The 18,990-nt window shown below is 64.3% G+C and carries 19 protein-coding genes and 1 pseudogene; 9 read left to right on the forward strand and 11 right to left on the reverse strand.

The window, feature by feature from the left end; translation table 11 throughout:
- Window positions 1-25: 25 nt before the first annotated feature.
- The 4 genes from NP3_RS42370 to NP3_RS42385 all read right to left on the reverse strand — a co-directional run bounded on the left by NP3_RS42370 (window position 26) and on the right by NP3_RS42385 (window position 5,627).
- Window positions 26-721, reverse strand: a complete 696-nt coding sequence (locus tag NP3_RS42370; protein WP_063047335.1) for a hypothetical protein — start codon at window positions 719-721, stop codon at window positions 26-28.
- A 347-nt stretch (window positions 722-1,068) separates the two neighbouring features.
- Complete coding sequence (locus NP3_RS42375) at window positions 1,069-1,902, reverse strand: hypothetical protein (RefSeq protein ID WP_063047336.1); 834 nt, start codon at window positions 1,900-1,902, stop codon at window positions 1,069-1,071.
- Window positions 1,903-2,171: 269 nt separating this feature from the next.
- Window positions 2,172-3,011, reverse strand: a complete 840-nt coding sequence (locus tag NP3_RS42380) for an alpha/beta fold hydrolase (protein ID WP_063047337.1) — start codon at window positions 3,009-3,011, stop codon at window positions 2,172-2,174.
- A 603-nt stretch (window positions 3,012-3,614) separates the two neighbouring features.
- A complete protein-coding gene (locus NP3_RS42385; RefSeq protein WP_063047338.1) occupies window positions 3,615-5,627 on the reverse strand; it encodes a polyprenyl synthetase family protein in 2,013 nt (670 codons plus the stop codon).
- A gap of 299 nt (window positions 5,628-5,926) precedes the next feature.
- On the opposite strand from NP3_RS42385, the gene NP3_RS42390 reads away from it, so the two are divergent.
- The 3 genes from NP3_RS42390 to NP3_RS42400 all read left to right on the forward strand — a co-directional run bounded on the left by NP3_RS42390 (window position 5,927) and on the right by NP3_RS42400 (window position 8,245).
- Entirely contained in the window at window positions 5,927-6,154 is a 228-nt protein-coding gene (locus tag NP3_RS42390; RefSeq protein WP_084509635.1) for an Lsr2 dimerization domain-containing protein, read from the forward strand.
- Window positions 6,155-6,349: 195 nt separating this feature from the next.
- A complete protein-coding gene (locus NP3_RS42395) occupies window positions 6,350-6,790 on the forward strand; it encodes a DoxX family protein (RefSeq protein WP_063047339.1) in 441 nt (146 codons plus the stop codon).
- A gap of 984 nt (window positions 6,791-7,774) precedes the next feature.
- Window positions 7,775-8,245 carry an RNA polymerase sigma factor gene (locus tag NP3_RS42400; RefSeq protein WP_063047340.1) on the forward strand — a complete coding sequence of 157 codons (471 nt, stop codon included), beginning with the start codon at window positions 7,775-7,777 and terminating at the stop codon, window positions 8,243-8,245.
- A gap of 2 nt (window positions 8,246-8,247) precedes the next feature.
- Here the strand turns inward: NP3_RS42400 and NP3_RS42405 are convergent, their stop codons facing one another.
- Window positions 8,248-8,466, reverse strand: a complete 219-nt coding sequence (locus tag NP3_RS42405; RefSeq protein WP_063047341.1) for a hypothetical protein — start codon at window positions 8,464-8,466, stop codon at window positions 8,248-8,250.
- A gap of 362 nt (window positions 8,467-8,828) precedes the next feature.
- Window positions 8,829-9,236, reverse strand: a complete 408-nt coding sequence (locus NP3_RS42410) for a RidA family protein (RefSeq protein ID WP_063047342.1) — start codon at window positions 9,234-9,236, stop codon at window positions 8,829-8,831.
- A 143-nt stretch (window positions 9,237-9,379) separates the two neighbouring features.
- Here NP3_RS42410 and NP3_RS42415 point away from each other — a divergent pair, with 143 nt between their 5' ends.
- A complete protein-coding gene (locus tag NP3_RS42415) occupies window positions 9,380-9,760 on the forward strand; it encodes a winged helix-turn-helix transcriptional regulator (protein ID WP_063047343.1) in 381 nt (126 codons plus the stop codon).
- Between the two features lie 88 nt (window positions 9,761-9,848).
- Here the strand turns inward: NP3_RS42415 and NP3_RS47400 are convergent.
- Window positions 9,849-10,056 (reverse strand): annotated as a pseudogene (locus NP3_RS47400) (IS982 family transposase); the annotation flags it as partial.
- A gap of 279 nt (window positions 10,057-10,335) precedes the next feature.
- Between NP3_RS47400 and NP3_RS42420 the strand changes: the two are divergent.
- From NP3_RS42420 to NP3_RS42430, 3 genes are all read left to right on the forward strand, one after another.
- A complete protein-coding gene (locus NP3_RS42420) occupies window positions 10,336-10,749 on the forward strand; it encodes a hypothetical protein (RefSeq protein ID WP_245721350.1) in 414 nt (137 codons plus the stop codon).
- Window positions 10,746-11,960, forward strand: coding sequence for a hypothetical protein (locus NP3_RS42425; RefSeq protein WP_063047345.1), 1,215 nt, complete (start codon window positions 10,746-10,748; stop codon window positions 11,958-11,960). Before NP3_RS42420 ends, NP3_RS42425 begins: the two co-directional genes overlap by 4 nt.
- A gap of 193 nt (window positions 11,961-12,153) precedes the next feature.
- Window positions 12,154-12,642: a DUF6933 domain-containing protein gene (locus NP3_RS42430; RefSeq protein WP_063047346.1), complete on the forward strand. Its 489-nt coding sequence runs from the start codon at window positions 12,154-12,156 to the stop codon at window positions 12,640-12,642.
- 6 nt (window positions 12,643-12,648) lie between these two features.
- On the opposite strand, the gene NP3_RS42435 is transcribed toward NP3_RS42430, so the two are convergent.
- Together NP3_RS42435 and NP3_RS42440 are read right to left on the reverse strand one after the other, a co-directional pair.
- The gene (locus NP3_RS42435) at window positions 12,649-13,038 is read right to left on the reverse strand and encodes a type II toxin-antitoxin system VapC family toxin (protein WP_063047347.1); all 390 of its coding nucleotides are present in this window, start codon (window positions 13,036-13,038) and stop codon (window positions 12,649-12,651) included.
- A gap of 123 nt (window positions 13,039-13,161) precedes the next feature.
- The gene (locus NP3_RS42440) at window positions 13,162-13,398 is read right to left on the reverse strand and encodes a FitA-like ribbon-helix-helix domain-containing protein (protein WP_063047359.1); all 237 of its coding nucleotides are present in this window, start codon (window positions 13,396-13,398) and stop codon (window positions 13,162-13,164) included.
- Window positions 13,399-13,630: 232 nt separating this feature from the next.
- Here NP3_RS42440 and NP3_RS42445 point away from each other — a divergent pair, with 232 nt between their 5' ends.
- Together NP3_RS42445 and NP3_RS42450 are read left to right on the forward strand one after the other, a co-directional pair.
- Window positions 13,631-15,076 carry an ATP-binding protein gene (locus NP3_RS42445; RefSeq protein ID WP_063047348.1) on the forward strand — a complete coding sequence of 482 codons (1,446 nt, stop codon included), beginning with the start codon at window positions 13,631-13,633 and terminating at the stop codon, window positions 15,074-15,076.
- Between the two features lie 285 nt (window positions 15,077-15,361).
- Window positions 15,362-17,746, forward strand: coding sequence for a DEAD/DEAH box helicase (locus NP3_RS42450; protein WP_063047349.1), 2,385 nt, complete (start codon window positions 15,362-15,364; stop codon window positions 17,744-17,746).
- 56 nt (window positions 17,747-17,802) lie between these two features.
- Here NP3_RS42450 and NP3_RS42455 read toward each other — a convergent pair whose 3' ends face one another.
- Window positions 17,803-18,390: a nucleotidyl transferase AbiEii/AbiGii toxin family protein gene (locus tag NP3_RS42455; protein ID WP_063047350.1), complete on the reverse strand. Its 588-nt coding sequence runs from the start codon at window positions 18,388-18,390 to the stop codon at window positions 17,803-17,805.
- Window positions 18,387-18,593: a hypothetical protein gene (locus tag NP3_RS42460; RefSeq protein WP_063047351.1), complete on the reverse strand. Its 207-nt coding sequence runs from the start codon at window positions 18,591-18,593 to the stop codon at window positions 18,387-18,389. The genes NP3_RS42455 and NP3_RS42460 overlap by 4 nt, the downstream gene beginning before the upstream one ends.
- Window positions 18,594-18,990 lie beyond the last annotated feature (397 nt).

Below are 18,990 nucleotides of genomic sequence, written 5' to 3' on the forward strand. Positions count from 1 at the left end.
GCGGGTGACGGCGTCGGCGAACGTGCTACGACTTCAATCCGTCCAGAGCCCTGCGGGCTTGGATTTCGGCGATCGCGGCGAGCTCGTCCCGGTTCACCGGGGCTTCACCCTTCGCGCGCAGGACAGCGACTTCCACTCGCACCGACACATTGCTGTCCTGCACGCCCACGATGTAGGTCATTCCGTTGCCGGTGTCCGTGGTCGCGGTATGCCAGTAACCCTGAGCGCCGATTCCGGTGACCTCGCCCGAGGCCCGCCCCGATCCGGTGGCGGCGGTGTCGGTCCGCTTCCAACTGTCGTAAGCGGGGGCGTCGTCGGCGCCGGTGATCTGGGCCTGCAGGCCGATGCCAGCTTCATCGACGGTGGCGTCGTCGGCGACAGTCGAGGGGCTGGTGTAGCGGAGAGCGCAGTACAGGTTGCCGCCGTCGGAGTTATTCGGCGGGAATTCCTGATGCACAGGGGCTTCCCTCGGGATGGACGACCACCTGTGCAACGGCACGGGATCGACAAGATCACACGCGTTCGCGATCCCACTCATCGAATAGATCCCCGGCGCCGGTTCCCGACGGGACGTCATCGTGGTCGCAGCCGCACTGGACGAGGCCGAGGTGCTGGACGGGGCCGGGGCAGCGGCGGACCCGCTGTCTGTGTCGCCGACGACGACACCGATCACCACACCGAGACCAAGCACCACCACCAGCCCGAGCACACCGACAACCATCAGACCCGCTCTGCCGCTGCCGGTCGGCGGCGGGTACGACGGTGGTGGCCCGTACCCCCGACCAGGTGGGCCGTATCCGGTAACTGGCTGACCGGGGGCATCCCCGGGCGCTGGCGTATACCTGCCCGCGTCCGGGACACCCCAGCTGCCAACTGGCGGATCAGGTTGTCGCACAGCCGGATCGGCGCCTTGCGGCGTCGACTGATCCTCATGTCCGCGCCGGGAATCGGTCATTCCCATAGCCCTCCGGTTCCCGCAACGGGCTCCCCGTCGACCTCGACTCCGACCCGATCGTATTCGAGCCACCGTCCGGTCGTCCGTACCGTTCCGCTCGAGTCGCCGGGTCGCTACTTCTCCCGCAGACCGTCCAGCGTCCTTCGGACCTGGGACCTGGCGATCGAATCGAGTTCGTCCCGCCTCACCGCGGGAGAACCCTGCTCACGCGTGAGGGAGATCTTCACCCGCACCGAGACATTGCCGTCCTGCACACAGACGACGTAGGCCATATTCGCGACAAGATTTCCTCTGACTTCGGAGTACCAGTAGCCCTGATTACCAATTCCGGTGACCGCACCGGAAGCCGACGCCGCTTCGGGTGTGGCGACATCGGCGTGCTTCCAATGGTCGTAGAAGGGCGGCGCCGCACCATTGGTGAATTCGGCCTCGACGCTCATGCCCGCCGCGTTCATGGGGAACTCGCCGGCGGTCGCGCTGGTATACCCGGCATCGCACTTCAGGCCGCCGCTTCCGTAGGCGGTTGGCCGCGTTTCCCTATGCTCGGGAGCACCTTTCGACGTGGGTGACCACTTGGTCAACGGCGTGGGATCGACAAGATCGCAGGCATTGGTGATCGCATTCATCGAATAGGTCCCGGTTTCCCGCCGGGCAGTAGCCGAGACCACGGCGGACTCGCTGCTACTGTCGCCACGGCCGACGACGACGCCGATCGCTACACCGAGTCCCAGCACCACCACAAGCCCGAGAACACCAGCGATGACGAGAACCGTTCTTCCGCTGCCGGTCGATGGTGGCGGATACGGCAGCGTCGGCCCATATCCCTGGCCAGGTGGCCGGTCAGGCATGACCCAGCCGCCAGCCGACGGATCCGGTTGCCGCACAGCGGGATCGATGCCGCCCAGCATAGGCGACTGACCGTCAGGTCCGCGCTGGGAATCGGTCATCCCTATAGCCCTTCGATTCCGCAACGAGCTCCCCCGTCGCCCCGCAACTCAGAGCCGATCGTATTCCCGCCACCATCGTCGCGGGCAACAACGGTCGGTGTCGCTGCCGTGTCAGCGGCCAGTTGAAAACTCGCCACTGGCGGCCACATAGTGTGGAGTTATGTGGCCTCAGCAAACGAGTGGCGGCGACGATCGAGCTTGGCGACTCTCCGATCATGCGGCTACTTATGGTGTATTCCGCCGACTCGGGATGCCTCCCAACCGGGCGGCTACAGCGCGAGCATGGCGGCAGCGACCTGGTCGGCCGCGGCGTGGCGCAGAGCGGTACCCATATCGTCGAGGACGAGCAGTCTCGCACCAGGGATGTCGGAGGCGAGGACCTCGCCGTTGCCGACCGGGAAGAACGGGTCGGCGCGACCGTGCACCACGAGCGTGGGCACGTCGAGCTCGCCGAGCCGGCCCCGCCAGCGCGGGGCGCAGTCGATCCGGGAGAACACCATCCCGAGCTGGTTCGCCTGGTGCACTGCGGGATCGCTCGACGGTGTCCGGTCCCAGATTCGGGCCGCGGTCGCCCGCGCCTCCTCCGGATCGTTGCCCATCGCCTCGGCCCCCGAGGCGGCGAATGCCGCGACAGCGTCGCGGTCGGTCCAGTCCGGCCGTGGGCGGGAAAACAGTTTGCCCATGACCGCGAGGTCGTGGTCGGGCAGGTCCTCGTCGACCGGGCCCGGCGCCACCGGCCGGGTGCCGACGAGAGTCAGTGCGGAGAACACGTCCGGGTGGTCCAGCGCGGCGACCTGAGCGACCATCCCACCGACGCCGACGCCACCGAGATGGGCGGTCCCGGCTCCGAGAACCTCGACCAGTGCGGCCGCGTCGGCGACAAGGTCCCGCAGGTCGTAGGCGGGATTTTCCGGGTCGAGGGTTGTCGACGCGCCGGAGTCACGCAGGTCGTAGCGGACCACGTGTCGCCCGCCGGACGCGAGCCGCTCGCACAGCGCGTCGGGCCAGGACAACATTGTTGTGCCGCCGACCAGCAAGACCAGCGGATCGTCCGCGCGGCCGAAGCTCTCGATGCCGAGATCCACACCGTTCGCCCGCACCGAGGTCATGCCCAATCGAAACGGTCTGGTCATGCCTGGACTCCTGTCTGTTGGTATACCCAGAGGTATCGACGACAGATTCACCCGAAAGTCATCGGTGGAGCCGAGATCGTGTCCACGCTCGCCCCGGATCGGGGAGTATCCGTGTTCGGTGGCCATTCCGTCAGATGATGAAACCGCCGCGTCGTGCGCGGAGGCGGTGGGGTAGTCGCCCGGTGACCTTGCCGGTCCAGCGACGGATCGGCGTGCAGTCTCCGCGCAGCCGTGGGAGACTGCCCGGCAGCCGCCGGGCGACCTGTCGGTGTCGGGGCCAGTCGGCGAAGGGTATTGCGCTCGTGGATCTTTCGGACACGCCCGGCGGTGGAACAATCGCCTGGCGTGGCTGGACCGGCCGGAGGCATCGCGCACGAGCCGGGTCAGCTCGGCGGCGGTTCGCACCACGGGGATCCGCGAGCAGACCACGGCCCTGATCGCCGGATACCGGGCCCGCGGTTTCAGCTAGACAATCGCCTTTAGCACATCCGCTACCGCCGTCACCCGTGTGTTCGAAGTCGATGCCTGGCGTTGTCGGCAATCGTTTTGCGGAAACCAGGGTGGTCACACCCAATGGTCTTACGACGCGGTCTGAGCTGGTTCGGTGGCCGGGTGGCAGATCTCGCGGCGCAGGCGTTCCAAGTCTGGTTCTGCGGAAGTGGAGGTCTGCGTGTACCGATCGAGCTGATGCGTCCGGAGCAACACGGTCGTCAGGTCCTCATAGATCGACGCGTACGCCTTCCACTGACCGGACAGGCCGGGAAACATTCGGAAGAGCGCGGGGAGGTAGCGAGTCACCGCATCGATCTCGGTGCGATGCTCGCTCACCTGGCGCTGCACCTGCTCGACGGCTTCGCTGCGGGTGCAGCCGGTCTCGTGCCGGATCGCCCGCACCAGGTTGTAGGGGACGTGGTCGGCTTCGTCCCGATCCAGTGACACCAGGTCGTTCTCCGCGAAGCTCACCTTGAAGAGCAGTTCCTCGAGACGGCGGACCACGGGATGGCTGCGCAGCTTCGACGGCAGTTCCCGGTCCTGGTACACCTCCAGGCAGGCGATCATGGTGTCGAACGCGCCGGTCGACTTCCGCAGCGGCAGATAGTCGGCCACAGAGGGGATGTAGCCGTCGATGCGGTGCTGCGCTTCGCGTTCGCAGGCTTGGAACCACTCCTCGAGGCTGTCGAGGAACCGCTCCTGCCAGCGGCTGCTACGGCCTGCGCGTAGCTGCGGCCACAAACTCGCCCACGCCGTCGGCAACGCCGCGCCGGGCCTCCACGGGTTCTTCGGGTCCTGACGCAGCGTTGCCACCAGCCCACGCCGCAGCGCGGTGAGGGCTTCGGGGTCGGTCAGCCGCGGATCTTCGAACAGGTCGTCCCACACAAGAGACAAAGCGGCGAGGCCGACGGCGGCCTGTCCACGGGCCGCGTCCGCTGGGGCCAAGGCCTGCGCTGCCGGGATCTGGAATGTGCCTGCCCACCGATGGTGATCCGACTCGGCCGGGGTGAGCACAAGGCCGGTGTCCACCAGCCAGTCTTGCAACCATCGCGTGAGCTCTTGCGGGAACACATCACCGTGAGCCTGGGGTGACTGCGTCGAAGGCCTGGATGATGTGGGGCGGGGAGTTCGCCGATCGAGGATGGACCGGGCGTAGGCGGACATCGCGTGGCGGGCGCGCGGGTCGGCGGGCAGGGCGGCGAGCTGACCGGCGGCCTGGTCCAGGAATTCCTCGGCCAACGTCTGTGCTTCGTCTACGGCGCCGGAGGTGATGACGAGCTCGCGGGCGTGTACGGCTTGCTCACCGGTCATTCTGCTGCGCAGCAGGCGGGCAAGGTCTCGGTCGCGGGCAGCGGCGCGGATCACGGGCAGTGTGTAGACGCCTTCGGGCATATCCGCGTTGACGGGCTTGCCCATTTCCTCGGCGGTCGAGGTCAGATCCAGGATGTCGTCATATAACTGGTAGGCGAGCCCGAAGTGCCGGCCGAACAGGGCCAACGCTTCTTCTTGATCCTCGGATCGGCTGGCCTGCATCGCGCCCACCCGGCAGGCCAGCGACAGCAGCGCCGCCGTCTTGCCGTCGATCGACTCCAGGTAGGACTGCTCGCTGCGGGAGGCCACGTACTGGTCGGCGGCCTCGAGCACCATGCCCGCGCACATCTGCGCACCCGCGGTCGTCGCCGCGAGCCCTTCGCGCTGGCCGAGTTCGATCAGCATGCGCGTGCCCTCGGTCGTCACCGAATCTCCACCCAGTACGGCCATGTGCGAACCCCACACCACGTTGACGCTGGGACGGCCGCGACGCTGGTAGGCGTGATCGATGACGTCGTCGTGGTAGAGCGAGCCCAGATGCAGCAACTCGACGGCGGCCGCGGCGCGCACCGCCCGCTCGTCGGCCGGGTTCGCGGGATCGGTGAGCAGGTAATACGACAGCAACGTCAGGGTGGGACGCACCAGGCGGCGTGAGGTGTCGGGTCCTTCGTCGGTGAGTGCGGTCAGCTCTGGCCTGCCCTCGAACTGCACGGGGCCGAGAACGTCACGGACGCGGTCGAGGTCCGCCTCCAGATGCGGGAAGACAGCGGAATCGATTTCACGTGGCACGCGGGCACTCCTGACTGGGTACATCGGTCATCCACAAACACCGTTGATCAATGGCAATTCGACACCACCATCATGCGGAAAATGTTGGTATAAGCCAATTTTGACGTCCACTGCAACTGTGGTGATGACGGTCCGTTTACGGCAGTGCGGTTGCCGACCCCGGATGCCCCCGGACGCAAATCTGCGGCACGCCGAGACGCCGCCCATGCGCACCCCGGGGAGCGGATCTGGGTGCACAGCGTTAGTGGATCACCTTGTGGTGTCAGCGATTTCGGTGATCGTGGAGTTACGATCCATCCATGAGCGAGCAGGGTGCGTACTCCGACGACCTCACCGGCACTGAATCAGACGAGGTGTCGACGCACCGCTTCTCACTCGATGGCATCGCGTACGAAATCGACCTGACGCCTGAGAACTACGACAAACTGGAGGCGGCGCTGCGCCCGTTCATCGAAAATGGCCGCAAGGTCGGCCGAGTTCGGCGGCGGGCACACGAAGAGCTCGAGGTCGAGCCCAGTTCCGAATAGGGGTAGTGCAGCTCTACGGAATCCGACGCTAAGCCAGTACCGCAGATACCGCGGCCCCAGGCCAGTACAACCAAACCCGCTGGTTCAGCAGCGGTTCCGAAAATCTTCGCGGACAGCGATGACTCCTCCGACGGCGCTCCGTCCTATCTGTTGAACGCGCTACCAACCCGACGCGACCGACCAGAAGGACCAAAAATGACCACCGCCAACCCCTCCGCCATCCTCTCCAACGACATCACACCCGACCGTCCCGGCAAGATCGGCAACCGCGCTCTGTGGACCCTGCAGATCCTGCTCGGCCTGTTCTTCATAATCGCCTCCGGCGGGCCGAAGCTCGTTATGCCTGACGCCTTGATGGACAACGCCCCCGAGAATCTGACCATCCCCCTCGCGCTGCTCGTCTTCATCGGAGTTGCGGAGGTCGCGGGCGGTATCGGCCTGATGGTGCCACGGCTCAGTGCCCTGGCTGCCGCGGGTCTGTCGGTTCTCACCGTGCTCGCCGCCGGGACGCAGGCTTTCATCGCCGACAAGCCCTTGATGGGGATCTTCCCACTGGTGCTCGCCGCGATCTTCGCCTGGATCGCCTACGAGCGCCGCGCCACCATCACCGATCTGCGCAACTCGCTCGCGCGATGACAAATCCATACCTACGACCAGCGATCGGTGACCCACCCACCGATCGCTGGTCGTGTATTCTCGGATCGGGACGTTGGCACCGGAATAGCCTGCACAGCAACGGTTTTCGTGGGTCATAGCCCACTTTCGAGAAAAGTCACTCTAAGCGGTTTCGCTCTGACCGAATCCGGGGCGAGGACATAACTGCCGAATCCGGCACTAGCGGGTTATCGCACAGACGCCGGACCACCATCACAGCCGTGGCCAGCGAAAACTGTCCTCGCTGCGGGCGGCCGTTCGGTGGGGCACCAGTATAGGCCGGATCCACCCGTCTGACCCCCGATAACACCCGCATCGCAGTGGATCTCGCCAGCCAGAGCCAATGGACTTGTCCGCCTAACCCGCTGATTAAGAGTCAGCTGCTGGCCGTCTGGCGAGTCTGCTTGGAAGCGGAAGTTCTGTTTGGACGGCCTGAGCCAGGAGCCCGACGGATCTGCTCCGCTGGTGGGCGCGGGCAGGCTGCGTTACGAAAGGTGCTCACTTCCACCGGTAGGCCTCTGAACTGCGCATACCTTCCTGGACGATCCCCATTTAGGGCTGCTATTCTGGCGGTCAGCGGGGATTGTTCGCGCCCTGGATGCCTTCGATCTGAGGATCGGAGGCATTTGTCGTTTCAGCCCCTCGATCACCTCGAGCCCCCGGGCGTCGCCCCCGGGGGCTTTTTCTATGCCCCGAAGGATCCGTCATGATCGTGCTCTCTTCTCTTGTACCGCTGGGGATTTGGCCGCTGCTGTCCGTGATCCTGGCCGTCACATCCGTGACGCTCGTGGCATTGTTCAGGGCCAGACGCGAAGACATCCCCGCTGTGTTCGCTTCTTTCACACGAGGTTTCGGACTGCACGGAAGCTCAAACCGGAGTCCTTGCGGGGCATCGGAGGTCCGCGCGGGCACCGACGGCGGTAGTGGCGGTCATTCTGGAGGGAGCATCCCTCACCAGGAGGAGCCGTGAACAAGCGCGGTGCGCATCCGGACCCGGTGCAGCGTCGTGGAACCAGTCAGGTGGCTCGCGATCAGCTGGCCGCGGCGCTGCGCGATGCGCTCGACACCATTCCCGCCCCGGCTCGTGCGGTATTCGTCTTGATGGACATCGAGTACCTGACGACGCAGGAGGTAGCCGCGACGCTGGGGGTCTCCGCTGCGAGCGTCCGTCGGCGGCGGGCGCAGGCGCTATCGATCCTGAGAACCCCGAGCCCCGTCCACAACCTCGCGCAGTACCGAGCGGACTTGGCGGCCTACCTGCACGACGTTGACCTCAGCGCACTGCTAGGGCAGCCGCTCGGCCACGGAGCTCGTCATCGGTGCGATCAATGCGACCAACCGCTCGGGCGGCGCGCCAGATCCGGTCGCCCACCACGATATTGCAGCAACGCGTGCCGTCAGCGTGCCTACCGCCTCCGCACCGAAAAGCCGCACTGACCTCACCGGTGTGTTGCCGAGTTTTGCGGACCGCTGCCAACGGGCGGTATCGCGGCGGGGGCTTTGCGGATTTCGTTATCCACCATGTCGTCTCGGGTTTGGGCGTGGAACAGGGTGGTGTCGAGGTGGGATTGGCCGAGGTAGCGGCAGACGGGCTTCGCGGTATCGTTCGGCGGCGCCGCGTCCAGCGGCGAGGCCGAGTTCGACAAAGTTACGTTCACGGCCGGACCAGCTTCGCCGCTACCGTCTTCGGTTCCGGACGAGTCGGTTCACCGAGCCTCGACGGTGGGGGCCGCCGCCACCGGAATTCGACTGGGCCGAGGAGGGTGTCGGCAAACCAGCGAATATCGAACCACGAGATTGGCCGCCTACGGTGCCGACACCGTGACCAGCGGCGCAGGAAGCATCGGGTGTTGAGAATCGATCGTTCTACGAGGCCCGGGCGGAACTGGCCGATGACATGTGACCCCCGCATCGGGCTTGACCGAACTAGACGAGTCATTCCGATGTGTGACTGAGTACGCTGGTTGGCCACTGAGCGCCGTAGTTGGCCACTTCGGCGCCCGTAGCCAAGAGCACCTGTTCAGTCAAGGATCGCGGTGGCTTCGATCTCGACCAGGTGCTCGGGGACGTCCAGTGCTGCAACGCCGATCAGCGTGGTCGGCGGGGCCGGCGTGACTCCCAGCTTCGCGGCTGCGCGGGAGATCCCTTCCAAGAGCGGCGGCATCTTGTCGGGGGTCCAGTCGACGACGTAGCAGGTCAGCTTCGCCACGTCGTCGAAGGAGCCGCCGATCTCGGCGAGGGCGGTGCCGACGTTGAGATAGCTCTGCTCGACCTGGGCGGCGAGGTCGCCTTCCCCGATCGTGACTCCCTCAGCGTCCCATGCGACTTGCCCGGCGATGAAGACCAGCCTCGATCCGGATGCGATCGACACCTGCCGGTAGACATCGATCTCGGGCAATCCGCTGGGGTTTACAAAGGTGATGGCCATGCTGCCTGTCTCCTCGTCCTGAGCGCCTGCGGGCTCGCGTCCGCGACGCCCCAGCCGCTCGTGGTCTCTTGTGGTTACCGGGAAACTGTAGGAGAGTATGCGCTGACGTGGAAGAACGCACTTTTCAGTGACTGGAGAACCTTATGGTGACCAAGCAGTTCACGGGCTCGCCCGAGGACGCAGACCTGGCGCGTGCGGGCTCGCTGGCGCGGGAGATCTTCTCCGACGTCGCCAACAAGTGGGCGTTCCTGATCGTCGAGGGTCTCGGTGATCGCACCCTGCGCTTCAGCGAGCTGCGGAACGAGATCGAGGGCATCAGCCACAAGATGCTCACCCAGAACCTGCGCATGCTGGAGCGCAACGGCCTGCTCGAGCGCACCGTGCATCCCACTGTCCCACCGCGAGTCGAATACACCCTTACCGAGCCGGGCCAAGCTCTGCGAGCGACAGTCGACGGGATGTGCGGCTGGACCCGCCGCTACCTCGGTCACATCGAGGCCGCCCGCCGCCGCTCCGACGCCTGACGGCTGGAGCACGCGCACGCGCCGCCATGGGCCGGACCTCGCTCGGGTGGTTCGTTGGGTCGGCTGACTGCGATGCTCAGAGTGGCTAACCAGCGTGCCGTTCCAGGTCGAGCTGACCCTTGAGGGTGTCGTTCACCGACTCGATCAGCTGCCGCACCGGCTTCAGCAGGGGCTCACCCCTGCGGCGCTCCTCCCGCTTGAACGACGGACGCAGCCGCTCCACGCCGGGCAAGATCGGCCTCGAACTCCTTGGAGGCAAAGTCCTTGTCCGCGATCAGTAGCAGGCCGGGCCGGTCGGTGACCGCGCCCGGCTCGCGGTCCAGCATCGTGGAGCGGATGGGATTCGAAACCGGCTGGGACGCTTCACAAAAGCCCTGGTCAATTGCCTGAGTTAACCCAAATGTTGGGCCTCAACAGACCTTTCAGAACTTTTCAGTACGTTGCGAGACACCAAGCTACCACCTGTCTGGTGACATAATCACCACCCTTCACCGGGTGACGGGATGTCTCGCACCGGATCACCGGACTGGCTTGGTCACTGCATCATTGAACCTGATGTGCCACATAGTGTTCGGGTGGGACCGGTCACCGACAGGCAGTGGCATGACCATGACTATCCTCGCCGGGATGTTGGACACAAATGGACGGGAATGTCGATGACTGTGGCGGGACGTTGGCGCATCGTGGCGATGGACTTGTGGGATCGCGAAGCCATCGATCTTGTCGAGCCTGGATTCATGGAGTTCCACTCTGGTGGGACGGGTGAGTTCGGATTCATCGCCGTGCGCGGGTGGATGGATTGCCGTATCGGGATCCGTGACGGTCGTAAGTGCGTGGAGTTCAGTTGGGAAGGTGATGACGAGGGCGATCCGGTCAATGGTCGCGGCTGGGCTGTCCTGACCGAATCTGCCACGCTACGCGGACACCTGTTCTTCCATCTCGGTGATGACTCCGCTTTCACCGCAGAGCCGTTCGAGGTGCCGTCATGAGCGAGTACCAGTACTACGAGTTCGTCGCCCTCGACCGCCCGCTGGACGACCGTCAGCAGGCGGAGGTGCGAGCCTTGTCCACCCGGGCGCACATCACCGCGACGAGCTTCGTCAACGAATACCACTGGGGCAGTTTCCGGGGTGACATACGTCGGATGGTCGAGCGGTACTACGACGCGCACCTGTATCTGGCGAATTGGGGGACCCGCCAGCTGATGTTCCGACTGCCACGCACACTGCTCGGTCCCGAGGTGGCAGAACAGTACTGTATCGGCGATTGTGTCACCGCCGAAACATCCAGCAGGAACATCATTCTCGGCTTCTCGAGTGAGGACGAGTCCGGTGACTGGGTGGAGGACGCGCAGACTTCGTTGTCGGCCATCGTCGGAGTACGCGCCGATCTTGCCGCCGGAGATCTGCGACCACTGTATTTGGCTTGGTTGGCCGGGTACGGCATGTGGGAACGCGGTGAGTGGGCCTTCGGCCGCGATCATGATGACCAACTCGAGCCGCCGGTGCCGCCGGGACTGCGTACACTCACCGCCGCTCAGCGGGCGATGGCCGACTTCCTGCGGCTGGACCGCGATCTGCTGCATGTCGCGGCGTCGGCGAGCCCCGATCTCGACGCGGTGGCCGATGATCCGCGTGCGCTCGCCGCATGGATCGCCGATCTCGATGTGGCAGAGAAAGATCGGCTGTTGCTGCGTGTCGCTGATGACAACGCGGCGAGTGTTCATATGGAACTTCTGCGCCGATTCCGCGAGTCCACGACGGCCGCACCCGACCAGGCGCCACGGCGTACCGTCGCTGACCTGCTCGACGGTACGGCCCGACACCGGAGTGAGCGGGAACGCCGTGAGGCAGCTGTCCGGGCCGAACAGCACGCTCGGCTCGAGGCCCGGCGGGCACGTCAACGCGAACGGCGGTTGAACGAGCTCGCCCGCGACCAGGACGGTGCCTGGCAACGAATTGAAGTAATGGTCGCGACCAAGAAGTCCGGCCAGTACGACGCGGCGATCGAGCTGCTCACCGACCTGCGCGATCTCGCCGAACGCGACGGCCGCACCGATGTCTTCGCGCGGCAGGCGAGAGCTTTGCGTGAACGACACACCAGCAAGCCCGCCTTCATCAGACGTCTGGTCACCGTCGACATCGAGGCGAGTCGGGCTGATAGGCAGTGCGCGATCGACTTCGGTGCCGCGGACGGGTAAACGGCTATTAAAGTGACACGGGCAGCGACTCGCCATGGGCAGAGCGCGACCTCGCCGGGGTCCGGTCGCAACTGCGGTTCGGGAGGTCGGCTTGATCGGGTGTCGGTAATGCTGTGCGATGGGAGAATTTGTGCGATGAACGCTTCCCGCCACCGCGAGACGCTACGACCGTGAGAAGCCCGACCATCGCGAAATGATCCTACGGTGTACGAAGAAACTCTTGGCTGTCATCGGCGCCCAGCGGCTCACCAAGCCGACGCCCGAGCCCGATGACTGGTACGCCAACCTACTGTGGTTCAACCGCCGCAAATGCCTCCTGCTGACCCACTCCGCGACCTTGTTCACAGTCTTCGAGGCGGATGTCACCACCGCCGAACTGCGCGCCACGGGCGCACTTGCGACCCGTCTCATCGAACGGGAACTCCACGACGAGCAACTACCCCTCGAGACATTCGCCGACACCGGAAAACACGAACTCGTCCTCGCTACGACAGCGGACCGGCAAGTGCTCGGCTGCATGAATGACCTGGCCTTCACCTGCCGGCACATTATCGATAGCTCTGGCGGTCTCGGCGATACCGACCGCCGGCATCTCAACCGGAGCCTGCGCCGCGTCATCTCGAGTGCCCGCGACTACCGGCCGCCGATCGAACTCGTTGCCAAGGGGTGGACAGCGAGATGAATCCTGTTACTCAACATCGAAATCGAAGCCGTTCCAGATATGTGCTCGTCGGTGGGGACAAGTGCGGTCGCGCAGGTCGAGACACCGGACGCGAGGGGCTTCGCGCCCTTGGTACGCACCCCGAATCAGAGCAACGTGACGCGGATGTCTGGTTTGGGTCTGTTCGGCGGCTTTGGCGAGCCGGGCATCGAAGGTTGTCAGCGGAGCGTCGTGTAGGACGGCGACCGCCAGGTAGGCCGCGTCGTATACCGAGACGTTGTGGCGCATGGCCCAGACCGTATGTAACAGAGAGACATCGGTACCTACGTAGACGATCTGCATAGCGGCGAGCGCTCGGAACGCGGCGTCGGCGGTCAAGTGATTGCCGAGCACGGCTTTGCGGAGGGTGCGCAGCACGGTCCAATGGCATGTGCGCGGGAGCGATCCAGTCGTCGTCTGCGAGCATCGCCGCTCGCGCGGTGTTGCCCTGAGTCGCAGGGCTCGACAAGGCCATAACCATGACGTTCGCGTCGACGACGATCACTCGTCATCGTCGCGGCCGCCACGAATCTCCTCGACGACATCCTCAGCGCCCATGCCGAGGCTGCGGTGCCCTGTCAAGCTCTCGAGCAGATACTTGTTCCGCTCGGCACGCCACTCTCGTTCCAGCAGATCACGTAGGTACACCTGAGTGGACTGACCGCGGGCTGCGGCGCGTGCGACGATAGCGTCCCGCACTTCCTCGGGCACGTCCTTGATTTGAATCGCTACGACCATATCTACAGCCTGCATGCGAATGACATGCGCATAAGTTGAGGGTGTCCGTTTGCCGACGCCGGATCGTGTACCGCCTTCCACCTACGCAGTGGATCGAGGCCGGAGCAGTCGAGACATCACTGGCGAACAGTCTCATCGAATCTTGTTGGCGACAGCCGCCGAACAGCTGATAATGTAGATTGAATCTACATAGATCACGTCTACATAGATTTGGATTACATAAGGGGCCCCGGTGGCAGCATCAGGTTTCGTCGGCCGAAATACCGAGCTAGGACTTCTGAGGACTCGCTTGCAGCGTGTCGCGGAATCCCGCCGAGGTGTGGCCGTTGCGATCAGAGGGCGGCGACAGGTCGGAAAATCACGACTCGTTCAGGAGTTCTGCGACGCGGAGCAAGTGCCGTATCTGTACTTCACCGCCACGAAGGGTATGCCGGTATCCGAATCGCTGGCGACGTTTCTCGCGGAATTGAAAAGATCGGGGATCGCAGCGAATCCCGAGACCCTCCCCGAGACAATCGGCAGCTGGCCCGACGCCTTCCGGCTGCTGGCCACCACGCTCGGTGATACGCCGACAACTGTCGTAATCGACGAATTACCTTGGCTGGCAGAACAAGACATGGTTTTCGATGGCGCGTTGCAAACGGCGTGGGACCGGTTGCTGCAGCAACGCCCGATTTTGCTGCTACTCCTGGGTAGCGACATCCATATGATGGAACGCCTCACCGCCTACGACCGCCCGTTCTACGGGCGAGCAGACAACCTCATCCTCGATCCGCTCAACCCAGCCGAAGTCGGCCACGCTCTCGGCCTCGACGCCGCTGAGAGCATCGACGCACATTTGATCACCGGCGGGCTGCCAGGCATCTTGCGTAGCTGGCCGCATGGGCTGTCGCCGCTCGAGTTCGTGCGACGCGAATGCGACGATCCTGCTGCGCCGCTGTTCGGAGTACCCGAGGCCACTCTCCTCGCCGAGTTCCCCGCACCCGACCAAGCGCGACGCGTACTCGAAGCGATCGGAAGCGGGGACCGCACCCACGCCACCATCGCGGCTTCGGCGGGCAGCCGCAGTGGCGCATTGCCTTCCGGGACGTTATCGCCTCTACTTCATCGACTCTCGGTAGAAAAGCAGGTGCTCTCGGTAGACCAGCCACTGTCGATCAAACCCGGGAAACCGGCACTCTACCGAGTCGCCGACAGCAACCTGCGGCTCTACCTCGCAACCCTGCGCTCGGTCCAGGACCTGGTTCGGCGAGGGCGAGTCGCCGCAGCCTACGAGTTGTTCGCTCGACGCTGGACCTCATGGCGCGGCAAAGCCGTCGAACCCCTCGTGCGAGATGCGCTCGAACTGACAGCGCTCGCGGGAGCACTGCCCTGGAAAGACATCACCGCGGTCGGCGGCTGGTGGAACCGCGCCTTCAACCCAGAGATAGACCTCATCGGCACCGACCGCTCCCCCGTTGCCAATCGAGTGATCTTCGCCGGATCGATCAAATGGCTCGGCACCCCATTCGACCACCACGATCTAGCCGAACTCACTCGCGGGGTCGCCAGTGTTCCAGGCTTCGTCCCGCACGAAACAGCATTGGTCGCAGTGTCCTTAGCCGATATCGAGCGCACCCTCGCCGACACCATCGACCTGGTATGGAACGCCGCTGACGTGCTCTCCGCATGGAGTTGAGGAAGCCGCCACAACGTTTGCCAGCAACCTGTCGACCAGATCATTCAGCTGTCGCCAAGCCCTATTCATGGACATTCGGGCTACGCTTCATCCGACAAAGGCTGTGCCGCAACGAACCGGAACTTCTTCAGGCCCGGTCCAGACCTAAAAAATCCCGGCGTAGACGCTGTCCGGAGGCGCGGTGGTGAGCCCGAGAAGCAGGTGGTGACCGCCGTAGTGACGCGCCACAAAGTCGAGGCTGTCCGATACCACCCTCAGCGGTAGAACGATGGCACGGCACACTGGATGGCCGTGGAACGCTTCCCCGGCGAGCTCGAGTCCCTCCGTGCCGACAACGCCCGCCTGCGGCGGTTGCTCGATCTCACCGAAAACCAGGCGCGCGCAGCCGATCCGGACCAGACCGCAGTGTCCACCCCGGTCGACATGCGTTCTGCTCCGGAAGCCAAGGTGCGGTTCTATCTCGACTTGTTCCGTTGCCGCCCCGATATTTACGCGATTCGCTGGGAGAACCGCCAGGACGGTCGATCGGGCTGGATGCCCGCGATCCAGGGCCGGTGGCGCACCGGCATGTCACGATCGGAAGCGTCGTACCTGCCGCTCACCGGCGAGGTCGTCGCCGCCCATCTGCGCGGGGCGCACCATATCGGCTTGTATCCGCTGGGCGACGACGACACCTGCTGGTGGGTCGCCGCGGACTTCGACAAAGACACCGCGATGCTCGACGCCCTGGCATACCTCAAAGCAGCCCGCACCAAGGACATCCCCGCAGCACTCGAGGTGTCGCAATCCGGCCGAGGTGCGCATGTGTGGATCTTTTTCGCACAGGCCACCGCCGCTACCCTAGCTCGACGGATCGCCACCAGCCTGCTCGCCGAGGCGATCCAGCTGCGCGGCAGCATGAATCTGTCCAGCTATGACCGACTGTTTCCGTCCCAGGACACACACACCGGCCGTGGCATGGGCAATCTCATCGCCGCACCATTAAATGGAACCCGACGCCAGCACGGCACCACCTTGTTCCTGGATCCAGCCACTCTCGAACCTTTCGAGGACCAGTGGGCCTACCTGTCGAGCATCCCGCGACTGTCACCGAAACAAGTTGCCGCACTTGCCGACACGCTGCCCGAACCAAAAGTCGGACACGATGTTCGGCGCCTGCAGCTGCCGACCTCTTCGCGGATCATGCCACGCCCGGCAGCCGTGGTGCACGCAACATTCGCAGCCAGACTCCAACTGACCGCTGCTGATCTGGGCCCCGCCATGATTTCGGCGGTCAAGCACGCCGCGTCCATCCCGAACCCCGAGTTCTACACCCGCCAGCGCGCCCGCCGAAGTACCTGGGACACACCACGATACCTGCGCAGCTACGACGAAACCCTCGACGGCGACCTCGTCCTCCCCCGCGGACTATTGCCCTTACTTACCACACTGGTCGAATCCGCCGACAGCACACTGCGCATCGAAGACAACCGAATCGAAGGCGTCCCACAGTCGTTCCATTGCTCGGCGGAATTGCGGCCCGAACAGCGAGCCGCGGTAGGCGACATCGAGGTCGACGACACGTGTGTCATTGTCGCACCGCCCGGTACTGGCAAAACCGTCATCGCCTGCGCCGCAATCGCTTCCCGGGCCACGACCACATTGATCCTCGTCGACCGCAAAGCTCTGGCCGACCAATGGCGGACCCGGATCGCTGACCATCTCGGATTCAAGTGTGGACAAATCGGCGGCGGCCGATCCAAGACCACCGGCGTCATCGACATCGCCCTGCTCCCCACCCTGGCACGCCGCACCAACGTAGCCGAACTCACCAACGGCTACGGATTCGTCATCGTCGACGAATGCCACCACATCGCCGCATCAGCCTTCACCGAAGTCCTCAACCAAATACCCGCCCGATACTGGCTCGGACTCACGGCCACCCCCTACCGGCGCGACCAACTCGACGACCTGATCTACCACCAACTCGGCTCACGCACCCACACTGTCGACAGTCCCGCGGCAGGACAACTACCGACCAACGGTGAAACGCCTGCACCCCACCCTGTGCTCGAGATTCATCCGACGCAATTCGCCTACAACGGCGACGCCGATCCATCCCAACCGGGCGGAATGGCCGAAATCTATCGGGCGCTGGTCGCCGACGAAGCCCGCCTACAGCAGATCACCACCGACATCCATACCGCGCACCACGTCGGCGCACAAATACTGGTTCTCACCACCTGGGTCAACCACCTCGAAGCGATCACCGACCGCCTCACCGACGCAGGCTGCCACGACATCATCGTGCTCCGCGGCGGCATGAAAGCCCGCGACCGCCAAGCAATCACGGAAACGATCCGCACCCGCCAAGCCGATGGATCACCACTGCTACTCGTCGGCACCGGCTCATTCATCGGGGAAGGCTTCGACTGCCCCGCCCTCGACACCCTCTTCCTCGCATCCCCTATCTCGTTCAAAGGACGCCTCGTCCAATACGTCGGGCGCATCACCCGACCACATCCCAACAAGACCACCGCCACCGTCCACGACTACCACGACATCCGTACCCCGATGCTCGCATCATCACTGCACAAACGCGCCCCCGGCTACGTCACCCTCGGATTCCCCGACCCGCGCAAACCCCACAATTGGAATACGGTCACAACGCCGCCGACAACAACTACATGAGCCATACGCACCCAAACCGGGCAACGGAATTCGCTGAATGGCCGCGGTGAGATCTCTCAGTGGGCCGTGGTCAGTTCATGCAGCGACACGAGCAAGTCACGGTCACGGTTGAAGCCGCGTTCGGTGATCAAACGGACAGCGCTCTCAGCCTGCGCGATGTCCTCCTGGGAAGCCGCCGCCAGCAGGCCATGCAGATCTGCGAGATCCTGTGGGCGCGAAACATCGTCTCGGGCCAACAGTTTGAGCGCGATGAGGTGGCCAGTAGTCGCGACCGGCAGCGTCAACCCTGGCACGATATCCAGGTTCTCTGCGGCCCGCACGATCTCGGACTCAATTCCCGAACTGGCGAACAGGATGTCGACCAGGACCGATACGCCATCGATGGCGCGCTTCAGCCGGACGGTAGCCAGCCTGCCGTTATCGTGCTCCACCGAAGCATAGAATCCGTAGCCCTCGGCGATGAGTAGACGAACCAATTCCTCAGCGCCGCGGTCATCTGCAACCGCCACCGCTACGTCAATGTCATGAGTAAACCGTGGTGCCGACCGTGCCGACACCGCAAAGCCACCGACGAGCGCCCAGGCGTAACCATGCCGACGAAGATCCGACGCCGCACGACGCAGCGCCACCTCGAGTTGGTTCATGCGAACCGAGACGACGCATGGCCAGCCGCATCACCGAGTGGCGCGCCAGGACGTGAAAGCAGCCAGTCCTGAACGGCCTCGTCCACCTCCACCTCGGTGGCCTCCGGTCGCATCCGACGTATGCGGGCACGCTGCATACGCACACCGAACTCATACATCTCCAACGCGAGACGCAGCCGCTGGCCCGGCGATTCCTCTGCCACGATACCCAGCCTACCGTCCGAAACAGCTCAAGCCCTGGATCCCTGAAGACCTCCTTGCCGCCGCCTCGACCGATCAGATCTGATGCAGTCCCGGTCTAGTGACACGCATGGTTTCTGACCACCGCCACCATGCATGGTTCATGCGATACGACGCCGACAAGAGGTCACGGGACCCAGCCAACATGAGAATCCGACAAAGGCCATGATCAGCTCGCCTGGAGTGGCAGTTTCGCATCAGCACGGATAACGAGACTCCAGACAGACTCAATCGCGCTGCCGCCCCCAGGAAACCGCAAGCTAAATCGGATGCGGCGATCACGTCCGACAGAAAGTCTTTACGGCGCAAACAGATCGAGCTAAAGTGTAGGCGAAGTGCGCTTTTGGAGCTATCAGTTCT

The sequence above is a fragment of the Nocardia pseudovaccinii NBRC 100343 genome, from assembly GCF_001613225.1.
In the GTDB taxonomy this organism is placed as follows: domain Bacteria; phylum Actinomycetota; class Actinomycetes; order Mycobacteriales; family Mycobacteriaceae; genus Nocardia; species Nocardia pseudovaccinii.